The organism is Seonamhaeicola sp. NFXS20, assembly GCF_049132085.1.
Taxonomy (GTDB): Bacteria; Bacteroidota; Bacteroidia; order Flavobacteriales; family Flavobacteriaceae; genus Seonamhaeicola.
Map to the genome: position 1 here is coordinate 633,573 of NZ_JAFMPU010000002.1, position 26,693 is coordinate 660,265.

The window sequence follows — 26,693 nt, forward strand, 5'->3', positions numbered from 1 at the left end:
CATACATTTTTTTGTTTTAAAACCCGGTTACTTCTGAAGTTATGGGTTGCAACGGCTCTCCTTGTAGACCGTACCAAGCATTTATAGCTCTTGGTTTATCGCTAGGTCTATATTTTATGGTAATAGGATGCCAACCAGCTTTTAAGGCGACTATACCGTAACGTTTTCTTGGTCCGTGCCATCCACTATTATCTACCACTAGTGTTTGGCCAATATACAAGTGGTCGCCTCCATCGGAACGGGTTTCGAATTGATAAATCCCATCTTTTTCTGCATGGAAATATCCAGAAAACACCATATTTACCGGTTTTTTATCTTTAAATTCTGCAATGTCTACACTATCGACAACTTCCCATTTAGATGCTCTTTTAAGATTAACATCTGTAACTTTTTTAAGTTTTCCAGGAATTAAATAACGTTTTAACCCTTTTTCTTTAGGGCTTACATCTACCGACTGGATATATTCTTTTTTCTCTACTTTAGTCTTTTTAATATCGTTGTAAATATCGCCTTTATAGGCTCTCGCTTTAATTTCAACGGTATCGTTTACTACAAAAGGCTCTGTGTATTTTAACGATTTTTTTGTTGGTACGGACCCATCTATTGTATAATAAATTTCTACACCCTCCAATGGATAAGCCAAACTTAGCTTAACCTTGGTACTATCAACCATACCAATTTTTTTGTCTAACCCTTTTACAACAGGGATGTAGTAGTAAACCCCTAAATTATCCAATCTTGGGTATTGCTTTTCTACCCTTTTGTTAAAGGCCTCAAAATCTTTGTTGTTTTTTGAAGCCCAAGCATTTTCGGCCACAGCCAACATTCTGGGGAATGCTTGGTACTGCAAACGTTTAAAGCTTGGAATCCACTCAGACCAAAGATTGGCCTGAATACCCATAACACGCTTTTCTTCTTCGGCTGTAAAACTTTCTGGAACCGGCTCGTAATTGTATATTTTTTCTAAAGGGTTGCCATCATTTAGATAATCAAAATAGTAGGCATCGGTTGGCGTTATAACCAGTTCGTTACCGTTTTCTACTGCTTTTTTAGGAGCCTCTGGCCTCCAACCCCTCCACCACATTACTGCGGCATCTTTGGTTAAACCACCTTGAACAATTTCGTCCCATCCCATAAGTTTTTTTCCTTTTGAATGTAAAAATTGTTCGATATCACGGTTAAAATGCGATTGCAGTTCGTGTTCATCCTTTAGGCCGTTGTCTTTAATAGCCTTTTGGCACAAGGGGCATTTTTCCCAAGATTTGATATTAACCTCATCGCCTCCAATATGGATGTATTGGGCAGGGAACAACTCTACAATTTCGCTTAAAATATTTTTCATAAACTCGTAGGTTGTTTCTTTTCCTAAACATGTTGGGTATGTAAACACGGTATCCCAGCCAGATTCTCCGGTACACGACAAAAACGGATAGTTGTCTATGGCCGATTTAAAGTGCCCAGGCATATCGATTTCGGGTATAACGGTTATGCACCTATCTGAGGCGTAAGCTACTATTTCCTTTATTTGTTCTTGTGTAAAAAAGCCGCCGTATTTACGTTCGCCATCAATTTCCTTAAACTTGGCTTCGTCAATGGTATACAATTTATTTTCTTGGGTACGTTCCATACAAATGGTATCTTGATTATTAGGAATTCGCCATGCCCCTTTTTCGGTTAACAAGGGATATTTTTTAATTTCAATCCGCCAACCTTGATCGTCGGTTAAGTGCATGTGGTAAGTGTTTAACTTATACAATGCCATATAATCTAAAAAAGCCTTAACCTCGTCGATATCAATAAAATGACGGCTAAAATCGTTGTGCATACCACGCCATGAAAAACGTGGTTCGTCTTCTATGGTTACACTTGGCACCAACCAATTTGCTGCTACAACATTGGCGCTTTCTATCTCTATAGGTAAAAGCTGGCGAATGGTTTGTACCGCATTGAAAAACCCACTTTCTTCTGTAGCACTTACTGTTATGGAATTAGGGGTTACATTTAATTTATAAGCTCCATTTTTTAAGCCTTCGATAACCTCAAAAACAACAGCTCCTTCTGTTTTTGCACTTATCTCTTCTAAATTGTACCCGGCCGCTTTGCTAAACAAGCCCTTTAAATAGTTAATGGCCTTTTGTTGGCTTTGGTCTGATGCCACAATTTTTGTATCGGGCCCGAACTTAAAAGAACTTTCGTTTAACTGAAAACTTGTTGGTTTTGGCACCAAAGAAATATCTTCTGCTTTAAAAGAAGGATTACTAGGTTGTGAGCATGATGCCATTAGCACCGCTAAAAATAAGATGGTTAGGTAGTTTCTCATAGTTATCGTGTTATCGTTTTATGTTCATTTTCATATTTTTTTCAACAGCAAGTTTAAAAGCCTCTGTTATTGATTGGGACAGTTTGGCTTTTTCAACCCAATGTTTATCACCATAAACTCCAGCCTTTGAAAAATCAAAAGGTTTAAAACCTATTTTTTTATAGGTTGATGTTTTTTTGAACTTAAAATTAAAGTTTTGGGCATCTTTAAAATAAGGATTGACTATAAGGCTATTTTTATCAAAACCCCTACTTTGCCATTGCTTAAACGTGTGATTGTTGAAGTTGTACTCTTTTTTGGAAGTATTCCAATATAAATTGCTATCGATTTCTGCATTAACCTTATCCCAAGCGCCCTTTGCCACCATGCCTTCATTAAAAATAATAATGTTGTTGGTAAAACTAAAGGATTTATGCGCTTCTGGAACAGTACATTGCAATTGGTATTTTTTAGCAAAAGCCAAAATATTGTTCTGCACAATATTGTCCTTGCCATAATTTTGCTGGAACCCACCTGTTTTGGTATTGTAAACCAAATTGTTTTTAAAGGTAATTCCTGTAGAACCCTCATCGGCATACATTCCCCACCCACCATAAGAATAGGCATGTACATCGTGGATAACATTATGCTCTACAACCGTTCCTTCTGAAGCCCCTAGGGTGTAAATTCCAGCCATATCGCTAAGCAAATCCCAACCTATGTGATGGATATGGTTGTAAGATATAGTGTTTCGCTTGGCCAAACTTGGTTTATAGCCCCAAACCCAACCTACGGAAATACCGGTATAGTAAAAGTTAGCTATATCGTTATGCAACACAGTATTATCTGAACTGTGTCCCACCCAAATGCCCACAGCAGCAGGAAATTCCCGTCCGCCAGATTGAATAATATTATTTTTTACGGTAATGTGATGGGTGTGCTGTTTACCCTCTAAGGGTTTAAAATCGCCTAAATACACACCGCCACCTCCAACATCGTGAATATAGGTGTTTTCTATAGACGAATTACTGCAACCTTTACCAAACCAAACCGCATGTTGGCCGATTTGCGATATTTCGCCATTAGCAATCTTGATATTTTTGGCTCCTTCCACCTTAATGGCTGCACTTAGTTTTGCCGCGGCCTGATTAGGCTCAAAACCTGTTGGTGGAATTCTATAATGACAATGCTTAAAGGTTAATCCCTTAAATTCTATATTTTCAACGTATTCATTTTTTAAGGCATTACCCGAAATTGTAACCAAGTTTTCTAAAACTGGAGCAATGATTTCTGTAGTTTCAATCGATTGCCCTTCTAAGGGCTTATAAAACAAGACTCCTTTATCGTCTAAAAACCATTCGCCCACAGTATCCAGAGCCGCTTTGTAGTTTTCAAAAAACAGTCGCCTTCCCTTTTTTAAAGGGTTCCATGGTTTCATTCCTTTTCCAGAAGTAACCACCATTAAACTATCGATATTTATTGCTTCGATATGGCGAAGGGTAAAATCCCATTTATGAAAAGCTTTAAAACGTACTTTAGGAAGCGCTTCTTTTTTTATTTCTGAAATAAACTTAAAGTCTTTTTTGTTAAAAAAAATGCTTTGCTGTGCTTTTTCAGGAACTTTAGAGCTGCCCTTCTTCCATATTTGCTGTATTACCGTATCTATTTTTATAAAACCTGAATTAGGGGTTCTGGCCAATGTAGCCCTTTTATTGTTTACATAAAGTTGGTCGAACCTCCATTTATAATAAGCAGCCTCGTGTATTTTGGCTTCCCACAAACCGTTTTCGTTTTCAACAAAACCGCTTATTTTTTTTCCTCCACTAAAAATAGGATGTGCCCCCTTGGCCGCTTTGTAAACAATAGGATATTCTGCAGTACCACTATCTTCTGGTAAAAGCAATAAGGGCTCTTTCATAACATACACGCCATCTTCTACAATTACCCAAATAGCTTGTGACTTAAAGGAAGGGCTGTTTTTAAGCAACCTAATGGCATTTTTGGCCCCCGTTAATGTAGCCAAGGGCTGTGTTTTACTACCATTATTGGCATCGTTGCCATAGGGTGCCACATATAGCCGGTACTGTGCCTTTACCTTTATGCAGACCACTAAAAAAATAAACAGTATGTAATAATGTTGTTTTTTCAATTAAGGTTATTGATTGGTTTTAGTACTATTATTTTGTTCTTTTCCGCTTAATTTAAGAAAAGCCGCTTTGGTTGCCAATGGCATCATATTGGTTTTGCGATGTTTGGTACGTTCTGCCGCTTTATCCAAAAACTCCAGCTTTACATCTGTTGGTAATCCTTTTGTTTTTGTGTATTTAGGATTGTTGTCTAAATTTGGAAGTGCTTCAACTTTGGTTTTAAACGCCTTTAAAACCTGTTCCATTTCTGCATCATCAATCAAATTATTGGTTTCGTACGGATCTTTTTCCATATCGAACAAGCGAGTTATTTGTTGAAGCGTATCGACATAAACTTTATATTTTTCATTACGAAGTACGCGATCTCTAAACAGGATGGCATTTTCTAACCATCCCTCCTTGTTTATATCTCCGGGCAAACCACCCATTGATAGAATATAATTGCGTTCGCTGCTGGTTGATTTTTGGGTTAACACCTTTGCAAATGAATGCCCATCTATTTTAAAACCAGATTGTTTTTCTACCCCGGCCAAGTCCAATAACGTTGGATAAACATCTGTAAAATCAACTAACGCATTCGTTTCAAAATGTTGGTTATCTGGAGTTTTCACCATAAAAGGTGCATTAATTCCATTTTCGGTTAGGTATGCTTTTCCCCCTCTTACGTATACACCGTTTCGTTTTCCTATTATAGATGGTGTTGTACCGTTATCTGTTGTTAAAATCAAGTAAGTGTTATTAGACACCCCCGATTTTTCAAGATTATCAAGAATTTTTCCAATGATAAAATCGGTATATTCTACCATTGCTTTGTGTTTTTCATACTTAGTTTTGGCTTTGGGCTTATGAGGGGTATGCACAAAAGGAGTATGCGTTAATACCATGGGGTAGTATACACAAAAAGGCTTGTTTTTGTTTTCGTTAATAAAATCGACAACAAAATCAGAGAAGATATCTGGGCCAAATTTATCTTTATACACCTTACTCCCCGATGTTGTATAGATATACGGATTCCAATAACGGCTTTCACTTGGTTTGTTGCCCGATTCGTAACCTGTCCACATACAGAACTCATCAAAGCCCGCTTTTTGCATGGCTTTGGGTTCTATTCTAAAGTCATTAATTTGCCATTTCCCTGCAATACAGGTTTTATAACCCGCTTGCTGCAAGGCTTTTGCAAAACTTGGATTTTTATTGGCATCAAAATTAACTCCATGGCCCCACCTAGGAACATCATAGTGGTTTACCCAGCCACTGGTATATGGATATTGCCCGGTAATTAAAGCCACCCGGCTTGGGGTACATTGCGGCATGGAATAAACATTATTGAATTTTATACTTTTACTCACCAAGGCATCAATTTTAGGCGTATTAACCTCGGTAGCCCCATAACTGGGAAACCATTCTTTTCCCAAATCATCAACCATTATAAAAACGAAATTGGGTTGTGTTTTTTCGTCATTCTTCACCTGCTCTTTACATGAAAAAAAAACAAGAGATAAAATGACGAGTAATATGGTTACTTTTTTTAGGCACATTGGATTAATTTAATTTTGGTTCTGCTCCCATTTCCATTTCTAACACACCTCCTTGTGTTATTTCTTTGTGGGTAATCCAATATCTATCCAAAGGCTTTCCATTTAGTTTAATTGATTGGATATAAATATTTTCTTTAGAATTATTATTTGCTATGATTTTGAAGGTTTTCCCAGAATAATAATTATTGTCTAACTTAATTTCAATCTCATTAAATACCGGACTTGTAATTTGATACTTATTATCGCCAGGGTTGATTGGATGAATGCCAATGGAAGCCAAAACATACCAAGCCGACATTTGCCCAACATCTTCGTTTCCGCACAATCCAAAAGCGTCGATTCCGTAAGCTTTATCACAAATTTTTCGCGTATATTTTTGGGTTAAATGTGGGGCTCCAGCTTCGTTTAACATAAAGGGCACATGGTGCACAGGCTCGTTAGGGTGATTGTAATAATTGTTCCAAAGGAAATCTTCTGGAGTGTTTTCAAAAAACGAAATCAATTCATTTTTAAAAGCTTCTTCTCCTCCCATGAGTTCTTTTAAACCATCAATATCATGTGGCACAAACCACCCTTGTTGGTACGGATTGCTTTCTATGCACCCTTGCCCATGTGTGGTTTTACCTTTCCATTCTAACCAAACGCCCGCACTATCTTTTGCTCTAAACCAGTTAACCTCATCATTCCAAATATTCTTATAATTTTTGCTTCGTTTAAAGTATTCTTCGGAAATTTCTTTTTTACCTAAAGATTCTGCCATAGTAGCCAAACACCAATCTGAATAGGCATATTCTAAGGTTTTTGAAATGTGTTTATGGAAATATCCTAATTCTCCATTACCGGTGTTGTTAACGGTATTTAATGAATATTGAAATGCTTTTTCTACATCGTAATTACGAATACCTTTTTGATACGCATCATTAATTACTGAAACTGCTGGATTACCCAACATGACTCCTGAATAGGAATTAAGCATTTCCCAACGTGGTAAATATTCTCTTCCGCTTAACTCTGCCATTTGTAATAGCGAGTTTATTTCATCATTTACCAATGATGGGTTAATGATGGTTTGCAACGGAAATTGCGAACGAAACACGTCCCAACCGCTAAATATAGTACGGTAAGTAAAATCATCGGTTTGATGCACTTTTTTATCGGCGCCGATATAATTTCCATTAACATCAGAAAATGCACGAGGATCGATTAACGTGTGATACAACGCTGTGTAAAAAATAGTTTTTTCTCTATCGGTTGCTCCTTCAACTTTTATATTTTTAATGGCATCACTCCAAATGTCACGGGCTTCCTTTCGGGTTTTATCAAAATCCCAATGGTTAATGTCGTGTTCTAAATTTTCTTTAGCTCCTGCAATGCTTACAAAGGAAATACCACTTTTTACCAAAACTTCTTCACCTTCTTTTGTCTTGAAATTAGTGTAAAAACCTAAATGCTTACCTTGTAATTCTGTAGTATCGGTATAAATTTTAGCATTTTTCACTGCATCTTGATAGTTGTCCCTTCTAATAAAACGCATTTTTCTGGGTACATCAGGAATATTGGCACTCCAAATTCCATAATCTTTTAAGGGTTTGCTAAATTGACAATAAAAATACACTACATAATCGGCATTTCCTGCTCCAGCACCCCAACCACCACCTTCTGGTGGACATTTCATCCAACCTTGGATGGTGTTTTCGTTTACAATTTTAATGTATTGCTCGGTTGATGTGCCACCTACTCTACGTGATAAATCGATTTGCACACGAGAACTGTCACTTTCAGGATACGTAAAACGGATAATTCCTGCTCTTGGTGCAGCAGTAAGTTCTGTTTTCACCTTGTAATCATCCATGGTCACCGCATAATACCCCGCTTGTGTAATTTCGGTATCATGTGAATACCGCGAACGATAACCACTTTCTGGATTATCGGGTACACCACGATTGGTTTGTAATTTGCCAACGGTTGGTGTTACTAAAAAGTTACCTAAATCTCCAAACCACCCAATACCGCTCATATGTGTAAAGCTAAAACCTTCCATGGTTGGATGCTCGTATGAATATCCTGGTCCGTTATCGCCTCCTGTAAATGTATCTGGACTTAGTTGCACCAAACCAAAGGGTGTAGCTGCTCCTGGAAATGTTTTTCCAAAACCATGAGCATCTTTGGTTTTTTTACCGTAGGTTACAGCACCAATTATAGGATCTATATAATCTACAGGCTCTTTGCCATCGGCTTTGGTTTTATTATTTTTTGATGAACATGAAGCCAATACCAAAACACTTAGTACTAAGAAAAGTCTATACATTATTTGTTTTTGCTTTGTTGCCATATCATACTTAAATCTTAGTGATTATCAAACACTTTTAGTGTCCTGCTGAAGCTTTAACATTAGACGTTTTAAAAATATCTACCACAACATCGTTTTCTTGTGATGGTCCATTGGTTGTTCTTCCTTGTTCTACTATTTTAACTAACTCTTTTGTTAGTTCTTTAACTATTTCAGGATGCTTATCGTAAACGTTTGTTGTTTCTGATTGATCGGTCTCCATATCATACAACTGAATTTCAGGTAGGTTTAACTCCCTTGCTTTTTTATCTTTCGGATTAGACCATCCTCCAGAACCCGGTGTAAGTTCTAATTTCCATTTTTTACTTCTAATAGAAAATTTTCCGTTTATAGAATGGTGTACCACCAACTTGTGATTTGTTTCTGCATTTTTATCCTTTAGCATAGACAATATGCTATACGAATCTACTCCCGCATTTTCAGGAACCTGAGCTCCTGTTATTTCAGCACAAGTTGCCATTAAACTAGTTTGACAAATCAATTTATCGTTTTCTGACCCCGCTTCAATAACTCCTGGCCATTTTACAATAAACGGAATTCTATGTCCGCCTTCCCAAATATCAGATTTATAACCTCTAAAATTGGCGCTTGGGTAATGCCCAAATTCTTTTTCTAATTTTCCAGCTTTAGCGACTGGATCCGAACAACCGTTATCGCTAGTAAAGAATACAATTGTATTATCTTCTAAACCATTCTCTTTTAAAGCTTTTAACACGCGCCCTACTACATAATCGGTTTCCATTACAAAATCTGCATAAGCACCCATGCCACTTTTACCTTGCCATTCTTTAGATGGCACTACTGGACTATGCGGTGCATTCAACGCTAAATACATAAAAAAAGGTTCTTCACTATCTGCTTCTTTTGCTATGTATTCTGTAGCGTGATCTCCTAAAAATTGTAACATTTGTATTGGTGGCATTTTATCAATAACCTTATCATCTTTTATTACTGTTTGCATCTCCCTTGAATGGTGAAACCCAATATAAGTATCAAAACCACGTGTTATAGGGCCGTTTGGGACCGTTGCGCCTACAGGTGCTCCAATTATTTTTTTGTCTTCATCTTTTTTATAAGATTCTCCGTTTTCATCAACATAATCAAAACCTAAATGCCATTTACCAATTGCAGCCGTTTTATACCCCACAGTTTTTAGCATTTTAGGTACTGTTAGCAAGTTTTCTGCAATTAGGGGAGCGTCTCCTCCTTCTAAAACTCCATGTTGCAATCTAGACCTCCAATTATACCTACCCGTTAATAATGCATATCTAGATGGCGTACATACTGCCGAAGCTGAATGTGCATCGGTAAACGTCATACTTTGTTTTGCAAAAGCATCTACTTCTGGAGTTAATATCTTTCCTTTTTCTGGGTTTAAAGCATGTATGTCTCCATAGCCTAAATCGTCACAAATAATATAAACAATGTTAGGTTTTTGTTGAGCTGTTGTACAACTAGCAAATAACACTAAGGCTACTGCAAATTTTAAAATTTTCATATTTAATTGATTTTTAAACGTATTTCTGTTATAGCTCCAAGCAATTTTCCTTCCTTGTTAAATAAACCTGCTTTTAGTAATTGTTTGGCTGTTGTTGTAAAATTTCCTGTATATTTTTTTGATTTACTTGTAGGATCTGTACCATCCAAAGTATAATAAATATCGTAACCAACGGTTTCGGTATCTAAATATACTATGGCTTCATTTCGCAATTCATTAACTGCGAAAGCAGGGTATACGCTATACATGCTTTTGGCATAATTAATATTATCTCTGTCTAACCTTTTAAAATGCGAGATTTCTAATGCTTTTTGGAATCTTTCCCAATTTTTCACTTCGGGTTGACTCCATGATACTTCGGCACTTGCCAAAGTTCTTGGATAAAGCATGTATTCACAATGTTCCTTGGTTGGTGTAAACTCTGCCCATAAACAAGTTTGGTTTCCCAACACAAGACTCGCTTCTTCTTTAGTTAATTCTGAAGGAATAGGTTCATGGCTATATACTTTAGATAAAGGTAATACCACTTTTGGCCCCTCGGGTTCCATAAATCTTGGTCCTTGTACTTGACTGATGTAAGAATAGATGTATGATGTCATAATTGTTGGATACCCTTGGCGTGGAGCTTGCAGTTGCGGTTGCTGTTTGCCTCGTCTCCAAGCCATAATGGTGGCTCCTTTTACACCGTTTCCGCTTAAAACTTCATCCCAACCTATCATGGTTTTGTTTTGTTTTTCAACAATTTTATGAATACGTTGTATAAAATAACTTTGCAGTTCTTCGTAATCTTTTAAACCGTTTTCTTCCATAAGAGCAGCACACATGGCACTCTTTTTCCAGTCTTTTTTGCTACATTCGTCGCCACCAATGTGTAGATATTTTGATGGAAATAAAGCGGCTATTTCTTCAATAACATCTTCTAAAAACTCATAAGTAAATTCACTTGCCGGACAAACGGTATTATTAGGTGCTTTACCTCCAGTTGCTACTTCAAAATTAACATTAGAGGTATCGATATCTGAGCAAAATAATTCTGGATACGACGCTACCAACGCCTTACTATGACCTGGAACATCAATTTCTGGAATAATTTCTACATTTCTAACTCTGGCATACTCAATAATTTCCTTAATATCTTCCTGAGTGTAAAACCCTCCAATAGTTTTAGTTTCATTAGCAGTGGCTGCTTTTCTTTCCCACCAAGGAATGTTGCCTCTATCGGCTCTCCAAGCACCTTTTTTAGTAAGATTGGGGTACTTTTTTATTTCAATGCGCCAACCTTGATCGTCTGTTAAATGCAAATGAAATTTGTTGATTTTATAAGAAGACACTACATCAATTTGCTTCAATATAAAATCTTTTGGTTGAAAATGACGCGACACATCTAACATTAAACCACGCCAACCAAACCTAGGATTATCTGAAATTTCCATTCCTGGTATAGAATTAAGCCCTTTAATATGAATGGGTATAGCTTGTCTTAAAGTTTGAAAACCGTTAAACATACCCGCATAATCTTTTGCTCTAATAATAATTTTTGAAATAGAAACTTCTAATTGGTAACCTTCAGGACTAATGGATGGATCTTTTACCTTTTGAAAAAGTATATAATTTGATTTTACTTTCGCTTTCCCTTTATTTATCAATAAATTAAAACCTGTTTCTTTTGCTAATTGTGAAGAAATAATAGGCTTTAAATCTGCATAGTATTTAGATGGAATAAATATTTGTGTTTCACTATTAAAATTAAAATCTCCAAAAGTAAAATTAACAGATTCTGGTTGCGGAACAAAAGTATTTGTATATTCTTGTGCCTTTACTGTTATAGAAAGCAATATAATGGATAAAAAAACTAATACTCTATTCATGAATTATAAATTTTGGGCTATTACTTTGGCTACTTCTTTTCCTTGAGCTGTTTTACCAAGCTCATTATAATGTACATTATGTGGTTTTATATACCACTCCTTTTCGTGTGGTTTTGTAAAGGCATACAAATCGTTAATTTGTATTTCAGGATAATTTGCTAAAACCTCTAATGCAGCTTTATTGTATTTAACACTATCTCCAGCAACTCTCCCATCAGCTCCTTCTTCTGGTACTGCAGTTGTAGTTGCAAAAATTAATTTCGCTTTAGGGTATTCCTTCATTAAATATTTACAAATCTCATGAAGGTTTTCTTTGTATTTTTCTATACTATTTACTTGCTTTCCGTTTTCTAAATCGAGCTTTCCGTTTTTAACATATTTTAAATCGTGTAAGCCTACATTAAAATGAATAACGTCCCAAGTAAAATCCCAACCACCTTTTAAATACGGCTGAAACATGGTGGTTTTTAATTTTTCCATGAATGGAATAAATTTATTACTTGACTGTCCGTTTTTATGAAACCTAAATACATTAGCTTTACCTTCTAACTCTTTTCTAACTGTAGTTGTGTAACCAATAGAAATAGAATCGCCATAAATAAATACGTTTGGTAATTTTTTATTAGGGCTTACATAAGCAAAAGCGGCTTCTTTATTTGCTAAGTTTTTCCAAGCTTCGCGTGCCACTTCTTCATTATATTTATCTCCAAATAAATTTAAAGAGGCACATGATGAAGCACTAATACAAATTCCTGTAGCTCCTAAATATTTTACAAAACTTCTTCTATCCATGTTTTATAAGTTTACAGTTAAGGTGTTAAATGACTTGGCATCTAAACTTGCTTTAACTTCTTTATCGTTTATGTTAAATTGAACGGTTTTATTTTCACTAGCGTCGTTATAAGCTAAAATCACTACATTATTTTCTGCTTCGTTATAGAAAACAACGGTGTTTTCATCGTCTCCAGCCGTATCAATTTTTACTGAACCTGGCATAACAAAAGCACTTAAATGCTTCATTAAATAAAACTCTGGGTTGTAGGTAATGGCTTTTGTTTTACTATCAATAGAAATCATAGAATTTTGTTTCCAACCCCATTGGCTTTTTCCTGTTTCGTCTAAAACCATATTCCAATACATGTATGAATTTGCGCCGTTTTCAAAATAATGTTTCATTAAACTAAATGTGTATTCGGCAGCCTTCCAATCGTTAGAGCCATCGCCACATTCGGTTTCAGTTTGCATTAAACGCATCTCTGGATATGTAGCATGAACCGCTTCAATGGCACCTTTACCAGCCCATTGAAAACCAATACCATCAATATACTTTTTGGCATTACCATACTCAATAACATCTGTTACACGCTCTAATTGTGGACGCTCTACCGTACCTAACCAAATTTCGGTATCTAAATTTTCAGCTTCAAATTTAGGACCTAAATAATCTGAAATAAGAATTCCTAAATCTTCTGGTTTCCAAACACAAGATGGAAAGTTTTGTGCTGAGTTATATTCGTTTTGAACATGCACTGCGCTAATATCAATTCCTGCTTCTTTGTAAGCTTGAACAAACTTTGTAAAGTATAAGGCATAAGCCTCGAAATACTCTGGTTCTGTAATGAAACGAGAGACTAATTCTTCGGTAGAGCTCCATTCTTCAGGTAAATCGTTGAACTTTGGATTAGATTTACAAGCGTAATGTTTGCTGTGTTTCATCCATGATGGCGGACACCAAGGCGACGCCCAAACAGCAACATCAGGATTAATTTTTTGTGCTTCTTTTATGTAAGGAATTAATCGTTTTTTATCACGATCTATAGAAAAGTTTTCCATCGCAAAATCGCCTTCGGTTTCGTTATGGCTATACCAATCTACAGCATAATCGTTAGCACCAATTGGCATTCTACACAATGTAAATTTACAGCCTGTTTCTTGGCTAAATAAATCGTTTAAAATTTGTTGTTTTTCCTCGGGTGTAACCATGGCTAAAGCCTCCCACCCTAACTCGTTGAAACAGCCACCAAAACCATCAATAGTTTGTTGTTGATTGGTTGTATTTACAACTATAGTTGCTTCTGGAGTTACTTCTGCAGATTGTGGCTGATAGGTTTTATCAGTCCAAACACTTTGTTCTGTACTACTTTTCCAAGATACATCAAGTCCTTTTTCTTCTTGTTTACATGATGAAAAAGCTATTAATGCAACTACTATTAATCCTTTTATATGTTTCATTTTGGGTTTGATTATTTTACAGTTAAAATTTTTCTTAAACGGATATCTTTTGATGAAGCACCAATCATAATTCTAAAGTCACCTGGTTCTACTACACGGTTCAAATCAATATCTAACATTGATAATTCATCAAAACCTAATTTAAAAGTTACCTTTTTAGATTCTCCTGCTTTTAATGCTATACGTTGAAACCCTTTAAGTGATTTGATAGGTTGCGCAACAGATGATAACTCATCACGAATGTAAAGTTGCACCACTTCTTCGCCATCTAATTTACCAGAATTAGTGATGGTACAAGTTACTTCTATTGATTCGTTTGGTGCAATATTATTTTTACTGAATTCAATATTTGAATACTCAAACGAGGTGTAACTTAAACCGTAACCAAATGGAAATAAAGGTTGCCCAGTTAAATTATGATAGTTATCGCCACGACCTGTTGGTTTGTTATTGTAGTATAACGGACATTGTGCTTCATCAACCGGAAATGTAATTGGTAAACGTCCCGCAGGATTTTCATCACCAAATAAAATATCGGCAAAACCGTTACCTCCATTTTCACCAGCATACCAAGCCATGATAATACCGTCTACATCGTTTTTCCAATTCGCCATAGTAATCGCGCTACCACCAACTAACACAACAACGGTTGGTTTACCTGTTGCTGCAACGGCTTTTATTAATGCTTCTTGATGCCCTGGTAAAGCTAATAAAGCACGATCTCTAAATTCACCTTCGTGAATACCAGCGAATACAACAGCAACATCACTTTTTTCTGCAGCTGTAACCGCATCTTTAATTTGTTGTTCCCATTCTTGAGTTACATCGGCATCCCAAACAAATTTGAATTTTGCATTTCCTGCAGATTCAAAAAATTCAATTTTCACATCATATTCTCTTCCTTCAACAAAATAAAATTCTTTTAAAATGGTATTATATGATTGTTTTTGCCAATTATCAATTAACAATTTACCATCTAAATACAAACGGTAACCATCATTACCTTCAATACCAATTTGTGAAATTCCTGTTTTAGGCGCCTTAACTTTTCCTGTCCAACGCACAGAATACCAATCGTAAGGTAAATCTTTGTGAGGTGAAAATAAAGTCCAACCAAAACCAATTTTTTTATCTACACGTACCACTTTTGGCGAACCGCTTAATGTAATATTATCGAAATAATCGCCTTTTAAACCTTCAACTTTTTTACCATCTTTAGTTGACGATAAATATTTTGGAGCAATAACAGTGTAATTTTCTTCTTTAAGTGAAACGCCTTCGGCATAACTAATATTAGCTTCTCCAATTTTAGCAGCTACACCATTGTAAAAAGAAACTTTATCGTTACCAGGACCGCTATAACCACCTAAACGTACTGTTTTAGCATCGTGACCAATTAAGGCTACTTTTGTATTTGATTTGCTTACTGGTAAAACATTGTTGTTATTTTGAAGTAACACCATAGATTTTGAAGCTGCTTTTCTTGCCAACTCACGGTGTGTTTTGTGTCCGTTCCATTTGTCGGCTTCTTTAGCATCAACGTAAGGATCTTCAAATAAACCTAATTCAAATTTTATTTTTAAAATACGGCTAACAGCTTCATCAATAGCTTTAATATCAACCATTCCTTTTTCGTAAGCTTCCCAGAATAATGGAAAGTGATTGTAATTGGTTTGAAACATCACATCTAAACCGCCTTCAACCGCATCTTCTGTAGCTTCAGCATAATTTGCGGCTGTAAAATGTAACACATTGGCGCCACCAGTTGCACCAGCATCTGAAATTACAAATCCATCGAATCCCCATTCGCCTTTTAATTTATCTCTTAGCAACCAAGCGTTTGATGTACAAGGTGTTCCATCTAAAGAATTATAAGCCGTCATTACCGAACGTGCACCTGCTTTTTGAAAAACAGCTTTAAAAGCAGGAAAATAAATTTCTTCTAATAAGCGTTCGTTAAAACTAATTGGGTAACTATCGCGACCACCAGCACCTACATTGGCAACAAAGTGTTTTGGCGTAGTTATAACGCCTTCGTTTTCAAACTCACTAATAAAAGACAACCCCATTTGTGTTGTTAAATATGGGTCTTCGCCGTAAGTTTCCTCTACGCGTCCCCAACGTACATCGCGCGCAATATTTAAAACTGGCGATAAAATTTGACGAATACCACGCGTTTTAGTTTCTTTAGTTATTGCCTTTGCAACATCGCTAACTAAATTAGTATCCCAAGTAGCGGCTAAACCAATAGCTTGTGGGTACACCGTAGCACCATCGCGCGCTAAACCATGTAAAGCTTCGTTAAACGGAATGATAGGAATACCTAAACGTGTTTCTTCTAAAAAGTACTTTTGAAGTTTGTTAATTTCGTTTGCCATATCTTGAGCGCTTCCGGTAGAACCGTAATCCATAATTTGCTCTGCGGCATTATCGTTTTTTCCTTTTGATGAAATTTGAAAACCAAAAATACCGTGTTTCAATTTGTCTTTACCAATGCTTAAATCGCCAGGAATCATAAACATTTGCCAGAACTTTTCTTCTAAAGTCATTCGGCTTAACAAATCTTGCACACGTTCTTCAACAGGAAGTTTAGGGTTTTTATAAGGCGGATCTTTTTTATCTGTAAACGATAAAGAAATTGTAATAATTCCTCCTAAAAGCAAACACGTAAATACCTGTTTTATGTTTAATTTATATTTCATCTTTTTGCTAACTATAATTTTGTGTTCTTTAGTTTTTCTAATTGTGGCCAATCGCTTGTACCATCGTTTTCTTGTTTAGCACCAACAGTACTTCTGCCATCATTTATAATTTTTAATAAATCGGCTTTAAATTCCTTTACAATTTCAGGATGTTCTGCTTGTAAATTTTTGGTTTCGGCAGCATCGGTTTTAACATTGTATAATTGCACTATTGGAAGTGTATCGTAAATTGCTTTTTTAGTGTTGATATTTGGATAACTCCATCCGCCAGAACCTTTACAGAAATTAACTTTGTAATCGCCTTTACGGTAGGCAAACTCACCTAGAACTGAATGATGAACAATACTTTCGCGTTTTGGTAATTTAGAATTTGGCAAGTGACTAAAGCTATCTTCAGCAACATTATCAGCTAGGTCAATATTCAACACATCTGCAACGGTTGCAAAAAAGTCTGTAGTACAAACCAATTGTTCTGTTTTTGTTGGCTGAATGTTATTTTTCCATGTCATGATGTACGGTACACGGTGTCCGCCTTCAAAAATATCAGATTTTGTACCTCTATAAACGTAACTTGGATTATGGCCTTTAGACTTTAATTGTTTAAAATTAGCTGTAGGTGAACACCCATTATCGCTAGTAAAAACAATTAATGTGTTTTCTGAAATACCGTTAGCTTCCAAGGCTTTTGTAACTTCTCCAACAACCCAATCGACCATAATAACAAAATCGGCATACGGATTTTCTAAACCACTTTTACCTTTAAAAGCATCGGTTGGTAAAATTGGTGTGTGTGGTGCAGGAAGCGGCATATACACAAAAAACGGATCGTCTTTTTTTGCATTATCGTTAATATAACTTACGGTACGCTTTGTAATTTCTGGTAACGCCTGTTCGTGTTCAAAATTATCGGCGGTTAAACCATGACGCCAAGTCCCTTGCTTGGTTTTTCCTTTGGTATATTTTGTTGGAACGCTGGTTGGCATATCGTTTTCTACCCACACGTATGGAGGCATGTCTAAAGAACCACAAAATCCGTAGCTATAATCAAAACCATGTGTATTTGGTCCATTTTTAATAGGTGTTGTAAAATCTACCTCTGGTCTTGCTTTTAAGTTATCGATATCTAAACCTAAAGAATCTGGTTTTGTAATATCCCAATCCCAACCCAAGTGCCATTTACCTATAAAAGCGGTGTTGTAACCGTTGTCTTTTAAAACATTTGCAACAGTAGTTCGGTTTGGCTTTATTAATGATTTTGAATAGCCACTAACCACACCTTGTTTTAAAGAGGTACGCCAGTTATAACGCCCTGTTAAAATACTATAACGTGTTGGCGTACAAACTGCAGAACTTGTATGCGCATCGGTGTACATTACGCCGTTAGTTGCCAATGCATCGATATTAGGCGTTTCAATTTTAGAGTTTTCGTTGTAAATAGATACATCGCCAATACCTAAATCATCAGCAAGAATGTATATAATGTTAGGTTTTGTTGTATTTGTAGTGTTCTTTTTCTCTTCTTTTTTATTACATGAAAAGAAAACGACACTAATCAGGATAATTTGTAAGATGTTTTTAATATGCATTATTTGTTACGTAAATGTTGTTGATTTCTTTTATTCTTTTGTAATTCTTCATCAAATTTTAGCATCATTTTTTTAAGTTTTTTAACCTTTTTAGGATATGTTGAAGCTAAATTATGTTGTTCTGATATATCGTCTTTTAAATTATAAAGCGCTACATCATCTTCTATTATTCTTAATTTCCAATCGCCCTTTCTAACAGCTTCAAGTTTAAAATCTTTGTAATAAAAAAAGCCATCTTTTTTGTGTGGTGATTTCGCTTTTTCATTTCCAGAAAGTAAAAGCCACATGTTTTTACCATCTATTTTTTTCTCTGGTAAATCTGCACCTGTTAAATAGGCTATGGTAGGCAATATATCGATAGTTGAAGCTATTTTATCTGTAACAACTCCTGCTTTAATTTTACCATTCCATTGCGCTATCATTGGCACTCGAAAACCGCCTTCAAAAGTTTCATTTTTGTGTCCTCTTAAAGGTAAAGCACTTCCTCCGTGATCACCTCTTGAAGTCCAAGGACCGTTATCTGAAGTAAAAATAACTAAGGTATTTTCATCTATACCTTGTTCTTTCAAAGTTTTTAAAATTTCACCTACACTCCAATCTATTTCCTCTACAGCATCGCCATACAACCCTCTTTTGCTTTTACCCTTAAAATCTGGTGAAGCATATAAAGGAACATGGGGCATAGAATGTGCTAAGTACAAAAAGAACGGTTTGTCCTTATTGTCTTTTATAAAATTAACGGCTTGTTCTGTATAGCGTTGTGTTAGGGTAGATTGATCTACTGGGTATTCTATAACTTCGTCTTGCTTAAATAATGGCACTCTGCCTCCTCGCCATTTTTTTTCACGAAGGCTGTCTAAAGTCATACCTTCACGAAACTTAATGTTTTTGGCAATTTTTGATTTTGGGTTTACCGACATGTCGTTACTAAACGGAATGCCATAATACACATCGAAACCTTGAGATGTTGGCAAGTATTCTTGCTTATCGCCCAAATGCCATTTACCAATACAAGCTGTGGCGTAATTTTGCGTTTTTAACATGTTGGCAATGGTGGTTTCTTCATTACTTAAACCTCCAGGAAGATTTGGCCATAATACCTGAGGCACTCCAACACGATTTGGATAAGAACCTGTTAATAAAGCAGCTCTTGATGGAGAACATACCGATGATGCAGAATAAAAATCGGTGAATTTTATACCGTTTTTAGCCATGTTATCTAAGTTTGGTGTACTAATTAATGGCGAGCCAAATACACCAACATCTTGATAGCCTTGATCATCTGTAAAAACAATAACAATATTTGGTTTAGAATTTTTGGCCTGAGAAAATACTGTTGATTTAGGACTAAAAAAAGCCGTTATAAGAAGTAATATTAATGTTAATTTCTGCATTACGATTTTTTGTTTAATAAACCATCAAAATTGTAGGTTTTACCTGCTTCGGTTTCAAACTCAATAGATTTATCTCCATATTTTAACACACATGGCATGCCACTTTTTGATAAAACTGACACGTCTTTAAGTTTACCTGCTTCCCATGAAAATGACAGCTCAAATCCGCCACGTGCTAAAATTCCAGAAACATATCCTTCTGGCAACGTACTTGGTAATGCTGGTAATAATTCGATGTAGTTTAACTGACTTTGTAAAATCATTTCTAAAATACCTGAAGCCCCTCCAAAATTACCATCTATTTGAAATGGTGGATGTGCATCAAATAAATTAGGATAAGAACCACCACCAACTTTTCCATTTGGTCTTTCGGCAGGACTTAATAATTTATGTAATAATTTATACGCGTGATCGCCATCTTTAAAACGCGACCAAAAATTAATTTTCCATGCTAAACTCCAACCTGTACCATTGTCTCCTCTATATTCTAAAGATTGTTTTGCAGCTTGCATTAAATCTGGAGTCTCATCAAAATTAATTTCGTTTCCTGGATGAACTGCCCAAAGATGCGACACATGTCTGTGATGATTTTCTGGATTATCTTTATCTTCCATCCATTCTTGTAATTGCCCATGTTTACCTATTTGGTTTGGTGCAATTTTATCAATCATTGGTTGAAGCGTTGCTGTAAACTTTGCATCTTGATCTAGAATTTTTGAAGCTTGAATAGTGGTTTTAAATAAAGCCCTAATTAGTTGATGATCCATAGTTGGGCCAGCAACTAAACCTCCTATTTCTGGTGAATTTGAAGGCGAACTAATTAAATATCCTGTATTTGGATCTTCATATAAAAACTGACTATAGAATAAAGCCGCATTACGAAGTAACGGATAACGTTTTTTTAAGAATTCTTTGTCTTGAGTAAATAAGTAATGTTCCCAAATGTGAGATGATAACCAAGCGGCACCACCTAACCAAATACCATGATGCGATGCATTTACCGGAGCAGCACCTCGCCAAATGTCAACATTATGATGTACAATCCAACCATCGGCATTATAATGCACTTTAGCCACTTTTTCTCCAGTAATTGATAAATCTTCAATTAAATCAAAAAGTGGCTCGTGGCATTCACTTAAATTATACATTTCTACCGGCCAATAATTCATTTCTAAATTAATATTGGTTGTATAACTACTAAACCAAGGCGGCGTTAATTTATCATTCCAGATACCTTGTAATGTTGCAGGTTTAGTTCCTGGTCTGCTACTTGCAATGGTTAAATAGCGTGCATATTCAACGTAAAGCGCTACCAATTGTGGGTCGTTAGGTATTTGACTAAAATCGGCAATACGTTTATCGGTTGTGTTTTTAGATTTTCCGTTATCGCCAAAACTAATTTGAAAACGATTATAAAGTGCTTGATAATCGGTAATATGTTTAGCTTTAACAATATTGTAATTTACCTTTGAAACTTTAGCTAAAGTTTCAGATACTTTTTTTCCAGGCTCACCAGAAACATCATCAAAATCGACATAATTTGTGGCTGCAGATAAGTATACCGTAGCGTTTGAAGCATTGGTTATTTGTAGTTTACCATCGGTAGTAGTTACCGTTCCATCGGTTTTAATTTTCAAGGTTGAAACTCCCCACAATACACCGTCTTTTACTTTAACTACAAGGGTTTGTGTATTATTTGAAGTAACAACCGATTTATCTTCATGTATGGCATCTAACCATAAATCGAAATTTAAAGCTTTCTCTTTACTTGCCGATACATTTATTGCTATAATTTGATCTGGAAAACTAGATAATACTTCACGCTTATATGCTACATCATTAACTGTATACGAAACCGAACTTACGGCATTATTTAAATTAAGCTCGCGTTTATAATTTTTATAGTTTTCGTGATTTTTAAAATCGAAATAAATATCTCCAAAAGGTTGGTAATGCACTTGCTTTATTGGGTCGCTCATAAAATGTTCTTGAGCTAACTTTTGAGCTTCCAATTGTTCTCCTTTGGTTAACAATTCTCTTATTTCACCTAAATATTTACCAGCACCTTCGTGCGAATAATCGTGAGGTTTACCACGCCATAAGGTTTCCTCATTAAACTGAATGTGTTCTTGTGAAACACCACCATAAATCATAGCGCCTAAACTGCCATTACCAACGGGTATAGCTTCTGTCCATTTTTCGGCTGGTTCATCATATTGTAATTTGAACGTTTCTTTTTGTTGATCGCTTTTAGCGTTATTACAACTTGAAATTGTAATTGCTAAAGCAACAATACTTAGCTTTTTTATGGTATTTACTATTTGTTTCTTCATTTAAATCCTCCTGATTATCCTTTTATTTCAATGTAAAACGGATAGGTATATTTTAACTCGCCCTGTCTTTTTAAATAGGTTTTAGGCATTATGGTAACTTTGCCTTTTGGTAATTCTATATTATTAAAACTAAAACTTGTTTGTCCGTTAGCTTCAATTTTTACTGTTTTTGTTTGCGAACCTAAATCTAGTTCTAACTCGCCGGTGGTAGCTATTGGCGCATCAAAATGAACTGTGATATCAAACGTTTTTGCTTCATCTACAATAACATCCCAATAAATAAATTCTTTTTTAACACCTTCTTTTTTTAAGAAAAGGGCATCATTTTGATTTAGCATTACTGGATTTTCGTGAACCGTTCCAATTATTGGCATTGGTGAGTTTACAATATGTTCTGAAGTTTCCATGGTATTTAACCAAGTATCCATTTCGGCTTTTAATTCCTCAACTAAAGCAGGATGTTCTGCAGAAATATCGTTTTGCTCGTAAGGATCTTCATTTAAATTAAATAATTCAAATTTATCGTTACCATCTTCATCTTTACCAACACCAACTAATTTCATTTCCCCTTTTCTTGTTGATACATTTCTGTAATGCACTGGCGCTGTTCTTGCCCAATAACGGTTAATAATGCGTTCTGGTAAAGTCTCTTCTTTTTTGGTTAATAATGGTAATAAACTTTCGCCTTCAATATTTAAATTTTCAGGCATTTTTGCTCCTGTAAACTCAACCAAAGTTGGCAAAATATCGTAATGTGCAGCAGGAGTTTTTATGTCTCTGGCTTCTTTAAACGCTTTTGGATAATACCAAAAACTTGGTACTCTAACGCCGCCTTGAAAAACAGAGCCTTTTTTACCGCGCATGCCTGCAATATATCTTGGATGTTGCGGACCATTATCTGTCATGAAAATAACTAGTGTATTTTCATCTATGCCTACATCTTCTAATTTTTTAAATAATAATCTTAAGTTATCATCAATATTAGTTACCATACCATAGACTTTTCTGGAATTTTCTCTACTATGATCGGTAACATTTGGGTAAGGTTTTCCTTGGTTAATTAAACCCGCATCGATATCTACATCTTTGTACATATCGTAATATTTTTGCGGTAATTGTAATGGCCCGTGAGGCGCATTGTAAGCCAAGTATAAAAAGAAAGGGTTTTCTTTATTGTCTTCTACATAATCCATAGCAGCTTCGGTAAAAACATCGGTACAATAACCTTGGGTTTGTACTTGTTTTCCGTTTTTCCATAAAATTGGATTGAAGTAACTACTATCTCGTTTTAACGTATTTGGCCAATCTCCGTATTGTCCAATTCCGCCAGATAAATGGTTTAATGTATAATCAAAACCTTGATCCTGTGGTCGCATTGGGTAATTATCTCCTAAATGCCACTTGCCAATCATTCCGGTTTTATAACCTGCTTCTTTTAAAATTTCGGCAATAGTAACTTCTGAAGGAGCCATCATTGCACCACCTCTGTAGGTATCGTGAACGCCTGTAGTCATAGAATATTTACCCGTCATAATTGCAGAACGTGTTGGCGCGCACACTGGGTTTACCGAAAAGTCATCGAAACGTACACTTTTACTTGCTAAACTATCTAGAACTGGGGTTTTTATGTGTGGATTACCGTAATAGCCTAAATCTCCAAAACCTTGATCGTCTGTAACAATTAAAATTACATTGGGTTTGCTATCTGGTATTTTAACTTTTTTAGTTTCTTCACAACTATTAAAAAACAAAATAGCAGTACATAAAATGAAATAAAATAATTTTTTCATTATAATTTATTATTTAGTTGTTGCATAAACATCGTCGCCCCAAGCTTCTAATTTTTTAGTTAAACTTTTAACTAGTTCTGGGTGTTGTTGGGCGAGGTTATTATTTTCTCCTATATCTTCTTTTAAATTATATAATAAAGGTTCTGCGTTTTTGTTTCGAAGAATAAGTTTCCAATCGCCTTGGCGAATAGCTTTTCTTCCTGCATAGCCCCAAAACAAATCTCTTTCGGCTAAAGGCTCGCCTTTAATTAAATTATTTTTTAAACTTACACCATCTAGGTTTTCTGGTTGTTCTGCACCTACTAAATCCATAATAGTAGGAAATAAATCCATGGTTAAAACCGTTTCGTTATTTACTTGATTTGGTTGAATTGTTCCTGGATACCAAGCCATTGCAGATACACGATGACCGCCTTCCCATAATGTAGATTTATAACCTCTAAATGGTGCATTACTTCCTACTTTCTTTGATGCACCGTTATCTGAACAAAAGAATACAATCGTGTTTTTATCTATATTCAGTTCTTTTAAAGTTTTCATCACTTCACCAACGCCTTCATCCATAACTTCAACCATTTCTTTATAAATGTTGTTAAGTTCTTCATCAGACATTTTATTTTTTTGCTTAGCACCATTTTTCCAGCCTACGTAACGTTCTGCTGCAGATTTACGCCCTTGAAATGGTCCGTGAGGCGCTTCATGCGGAATGTAAAGTAAGAAAGGTTCGTCTTTATGGCGTTTAATAAAATCTACAGAATGCTTAGTAATTAAATCTGTAGAATAACCTTTTTCATTTTTAATAGTATCTCCAACCCACCAATCTTCGTAGCCTTCTTGATCGATGTGTGAGTGATAATCGACATTACCAGAAACATAACCAATATACTCATCGAACCCTTGGTTAATTGGATTAAATTCTTTTTTATACCCCACGTGCCACTTACCAAACATTCCGGTTACGTAACCTGCATCTTTAATAGCTTCGGCAAAGGTTTTTTCACTAACAGCTAAACCTTTATCACGATGATATTTTGCTGTAACCACACCATCAATACCCACTCGTTGTTGGTATTTACCCGTTAACAAAGCTGCTCTGGTAGGGCTACAAACAGGTCCATTGGCATGAAAATCTGTAAATTTAATACCCTCTGAAGCCATTTTATCAAGGTTAGGTGTATTTATTAATGTGCTGCCGTAACACGATAAATCGCCGTAACCCATATCGTCTGCCATAATAATAATGATATTAGGTTTACGGGTCTTTTGCGCATCACAGCTTAAACTGATTACTGCTAAAATTAAAAGACTAAAAAGTGTATTAAATTTTGTAATCATACTTGCTTTATTTCTAATGTATATATTAAATTAATCGTTCCAATGCTTTTCAATAATCTCAAGAATTTCTGGATTATCTGCATCTGTATCTCCAAGCATTTCGCGTTGTTTTAAGATTTCAGCTTTCATATCGGCAATAATATCTTTGTATTTTGGGTCGTTGTACGCATTGTGCAATTCGTGCGGATCTTCTTGTAAATCGTAAAAATCCCAGAATTGATTTTGAGCAGCTCCTTTAAATCCGTTTCCATAAAAGAACGCTAATTTGTAACGTTGACCACGAATACCGAAATGCCCAGGACGATCTTTGGAATGATCCCAATAACGATAATAGCCATAATCTCTCCAATCGCTAGGTGTGTTTCCTTTTAAGTTTTCACGGAAACTGCGCCCTTGCATATCACTTGGATAATCAATTCCTGCATAATCTGCGAATAATGCTGAAAAATCTACATTTTCGATTAAATCTTTATTTCTTGCTCCTGCTCTTACTTCTTTTGGATAACGAATAACGAACGGCATGTGAATAGATTCTTCGAAAATTAAACGCTTATCGAACCAACCGTGTTCACCCAAGAAATAACCTTGATCTGCTGTGTAAATTACTACGGTATTTTCTGCAAGTCCGTTGGCTTCTAAATAATCTAAAAGTTTACCAATATTATCATCTACCGCTGCACCAGAACGCATAAAATCTTTCACCATTTTTTGGTAAGTTTTATAACGTGCTTCTTCGTTAGTTAAGCCATCTACAGAAAATGGTAACCCTGGATAATTCATGAAATCTTTACGTAATTCTGGATTTGCTGTAGCATCTAAATAACGTTGCTTTAAATTATCCATAGATTGTCCTAAAAACGAACGTCCTGTTTCGGATGCACTGCTATCGTAAAATGATTCTGGAACTGGGATTTCTTCATCTTCATAAAGATGTGCAAAACGCTCTGGGTAATCGTAAGGCTCGTGTGTTGCTTTAAAATGACACATGGCCATGAATGGTTTATCCTTATCTCGATTTTCAATCCAATCAATCATCATTTCGGTAATAATATCAGTACTATAGCCTTTGTATTGCTTCCCGCCTTCGTAATAATCTTTCCAGTTATCGGCAGTTTTAATTATTGGGTCGTGATATTCACCTTGCCCCGGAAGCACTGCATAATAATCGAAACCTGCAGGTTCTTGTTTTAAATGCCATTTACCAATAATAGACGTTTGGTAACCGCCTTTTTGCATTTCTTTAGCAATGTTGTTGTATTGCGGCGATAAACCAGCATCTAAAATTTTAACGCCGTTTACATGACTGTATTGCCCTGTTAAAATAGTAGCTCTACTTGGTGTACAAATAGAGTTTGAAACTAAACAGTTTTCTAAAACCGTACCTTCATCTGCTAAACGATGTATGTTAGGCGTGTGTACATAATCTTTTAAAATACCGTCATAAATACCCCAAGCTTGTCCTGTATGGTCATCTGCCATAATGAACAAAATGTTTGGACGTTCTGTGTTAGTTTCAGCTTTAGCTGTTTCTTCTTTTTTTTGTTCTTTACAACTTGTAAAAGATGCAAAAACTAATAAACATATTGCACCTATTTTAAGTACATTTTTCATTTTATATATT

Annotated in this window: 15 protein-coding genes; all 15 read right to left on the minus strand. The window is 35.6% G+C overall.

The features are described from left to right. Positions 1 to 16: 16 nt before the first annotated feature. A complete protein-coding gene (locus tag J1D01_RS06030) occupies positions 17 to 2,320 on the minus strand; it encodes a family 20 glycosylhydrolase (RefSeq protein WP_421150165.1) in 2,304 nt (767 codons plus the stop codon). Between the two features lie 10 nt (positions 2,321 to 2,330). Further along, on the minus strand, positions 2,331 to 4,370 hold the full coding sequence (locus J1D01_RS06035) for a right-handed parallel beta-helix repeat-containing protein (protein WP_421150166.1): 2,040 nt from the start codon (positions 4,368 to 4,370) through the stop codon (positions 2,331 to 2,333). A gap of 84 nt (positions 4,371 to 4,454) precedes the next feature. Beyond that, positions 4,455 to 5,984 (minus strand): sulfatase-like hydrolase/transferase, encoded by a 1,530-nt coding sequence (locus J1D01_RS06040; protein WP_421150167.1) that lies wholly within the window; start codon positions 5,982 to 5,984, stop codon positions 4,455 to 4,457. 4 nt (positions 5,985 to 5,988) lie between these two features. Beyond that, entirely contained in the window at positions 5,989 to 8,316 is a 2,328-nt protein-coding gene (locus J1D01_RS06045; protein WP_372935475.1) for a GH92 family glycosyl hydrolase, read from the minus strand. A 34-nt stretch (positions 8,317 to 8,350) separates the two neighbouring features. After that, the gene (locus J1D01_RS06050; protein ID WP_421150168.1) at positions 8,351 to 9,832 is read right to left on the minus strand and encodes a sulfatase family protein; all 1,482 of its coding nucleotides are present in this window, start codon (positions 9,830 to 9,832) and stop codon (positions 8,351 to 8,353) included. A 2-nt stretch (positions 9,833 to 9,834) separates the two neighbouring features. Next, positions 9,835 to 11,700, minus strand: coding sequence for a beta-N-acetylhexosaminidase (locus tag J1D01_RS06055; protein WP_421150169.1), 1,866 nt, complete (start codon positions 11,698 to 11,700; stop codon positions 9,835 to 9,837). 3 nt (positions 11,701 to 11,703) lie between these two features. After that, complete coding sequence (locus tag J1D01_RS06060) at positions 11,704 to 12,492, minus strand: SGNH/GDSL hydrolase family protein (protein WP_421150170.1); 789 nt, start codon at positions 12,490 to 12,492, stop codon at positions 11,704 to 11,706. Positions 12,493 to 12,495: 3 nt separating this feature from the next. Next, on the minus strand, positions 12,496 to 13,932 hold the full coding sequence (locus J1D01_RS06065) for a glycoside hydrolase family 30 protein (RefSeq protein WP_421150171.1): 1,437 nt from the start codon (positions 13,930 to 13,932) through the stop codon (positions 12,496 to 12,498). A gap of 11 nt (positions 13,933 to 13,943) precedes the next feature. Beyond that, a complete protein-coding gene (locus J1D01_RS06070) occupies positions 13,944 to 16,634 on the minus strand; it encodes a glycoside hydrolase family 3 C-terminal domain-containing protein (RefSeq protein WP_421150172.1) in 2,691 nt (896 codons plus the stop codon). An 11-nt stretch (positions 16,635 to 16,645) separates the two neighbouring features. Next, positions 16,646 to 18,220 (minus strand): sulfatase family protein, encoded by a 1,575-nt coding sequence (locus tag J1D01_RS06075; RefSeq protein ID WP_421150173.1) that lies wholly within the window; start codon positions 18,218 to 18,220, stop codon positions 16,646 to 16,648. Continuing rightward, positions 18,220 to 19,614, minus strand: a complete 1,395-nt coding sequence (locus J1D01_RS06080) for a sulfatase (RefSeq protein WP_421150174.1) — start codon at positions 19,612 to 19,614, stop codon at positions 18,220 to 18,222. The genes J1D01_RS06075 and J1D01_RS06080 overlap by 1 nt, the downstream gene beginning before the upstream one ends. Further along, a complete protein-coding gene (locus J1D01_RS06085) occupies positions 19,614 to 21,947 on the minus strand; it encodes a glycosyl hydrolase family 95 catalytic domain-containing protein (RefSeq protein WP_421150175.1) in 2,334 nt (777 codons plus the stop codon). The genes J1D01_RS06080 and J1D01_RS06085 overlap by 1 nt, the downstream gene beginning before the upstream one ends. 14 nt (positions 21,948 to 21,961) lie before the next feature. Continuing rightward, positions 21,962 to 23,737 carry an arylsulfatase gene (locus J1D01_RS06090; protein ID WP_421150176.1) on the minus strand — a complete coding sequence of 592 codons (1,776 nt, stop codon included), beginning with the start codon at positions 23,735 to 23,737 and terminating at the stop codon, positions 21,962 to 21,964. A 9-nt stretch (positions 23,738 to 23,746) separates the two neighbouring features. Then, entirely contained in the window at positions 23,747 to 25,072 is a 1,326-nt protein-coding gene (locus J1D01_RS06095) for a sulfatase (protein WP_421150177.1), read from the minus strand. 30 nt (positions 25,073 to 25,102) lie between these two features. Beyond that, positions 25,103 to 26,683, minus strand: coding sequence for a sulfatase (locus J1D01_RS06100; RefSeq protein WP_421150178.1), 1,581 nt, complete (start codon positions 26,681 to 26,683; stop codon positions 25,103 to 25,105). Between the last annotated feature and the right edge of the window lie 10 nt (positions 26,684 to 26,693).

Bases quoted from the DNA above. Each gene is read 5' to 3' on its own strand.
- J1D01_RS06030 (WP_421150165.1), bottom strand. From the start codon at position 2,320: ATGAGAAACTACCTAACCATCTTATTTTTAGCGGTGCTAATGGCATCA.
- J1D01_RS06065 (WP_421150171.1), bottom strand. From the start codon at position 13,932: ATGAAACATATAAAAGGATTAATAGTAGTTGCATTAATAGCTTTTTCA.
- J1D01_RS06095 (WP_421150177.1), bottom strand. From the start codon at position 25,072: ATGATTACAAAATTTAATACACTTTTTAGTCTTTTAATTTTAGCAGTA.
- J1D01_RS06045 (WP_372935475.1), bottom strand. From the start codon at position 8,316: ATGGCAACAAAGCAAAAACAAATAATGTATAGACTTTTCTTAGTACTA.
- J1D01_RS06055 (WP_421150169.1), bottom strand. From the start codon at position 11,700: ATGAATAGAGTATTAGTTTTTTTATCCATTATATTGCTTTCTATAACA.
- J1D01_RS06050 (WP_421150168.1), bottom strand. From the start codon at position 9,832: ATGAAAATTTTAAAATTTGCAGTAGCCTTAGTGTTATTTGCTAGTTGT.
- J1D01_RS06040 (WP_421150167.1), bottom strand. From the start codon at position 5,984: ATGTGCCTAAAAAAAGTAACCATATTACTCGTCATTTTATCTCTTGTT.
- J1D01_RS06075 (WP_421150173.1), bottom strand. From the start codon at position 18,220: ATGCATATTAAAAACATCTTACAAATTATCCTGATTAGTGTCGTTTTC.
- J1D01_RS06080 (WP_421150174.1), bottom strand. From the start codon at position 19,614: ATGCAGAAATTAACATTAATATTACTTCTTATAACGGCTTTTTTTAGT.
- J1D01_RS06090 (WP_421150176.1), bottom strand. From the start codon at position 23,737: ATGAAAAAATTATTTTATTTCATTTTATGTACTGCTATTTTGTTTTTT.
- J1D01_RS06100 (WP_421150178.1), bottom strand. From the start codon at position 26,683: ATGAAAAATGTACTTAAAATAGGTGCAATATGTTTATTAGTTTTTGCA.
- J1D01_RS06070 (WP_421150172.1), bottom strand. From the start codon at position 16,634: ATGAAATATAAATTAAACATAAAACAGGTATTTACGTGTTTGCTTTTA.
- J1D01_RS06060 (WP_421150170.1), bottom strand. From the start codon at position 12,492: ATGGATAGAAGAAGTTTTGTAAAATATTTAGGAGCTACAGGAATTTGT.
- J1D01_RS06085 (WP_421150175.1), bottom strand. From the start codon at position 21,947: ATGAAGAAACAAATAGTAAATACCATAAAAAAGCTAAGTATTGTTGCT.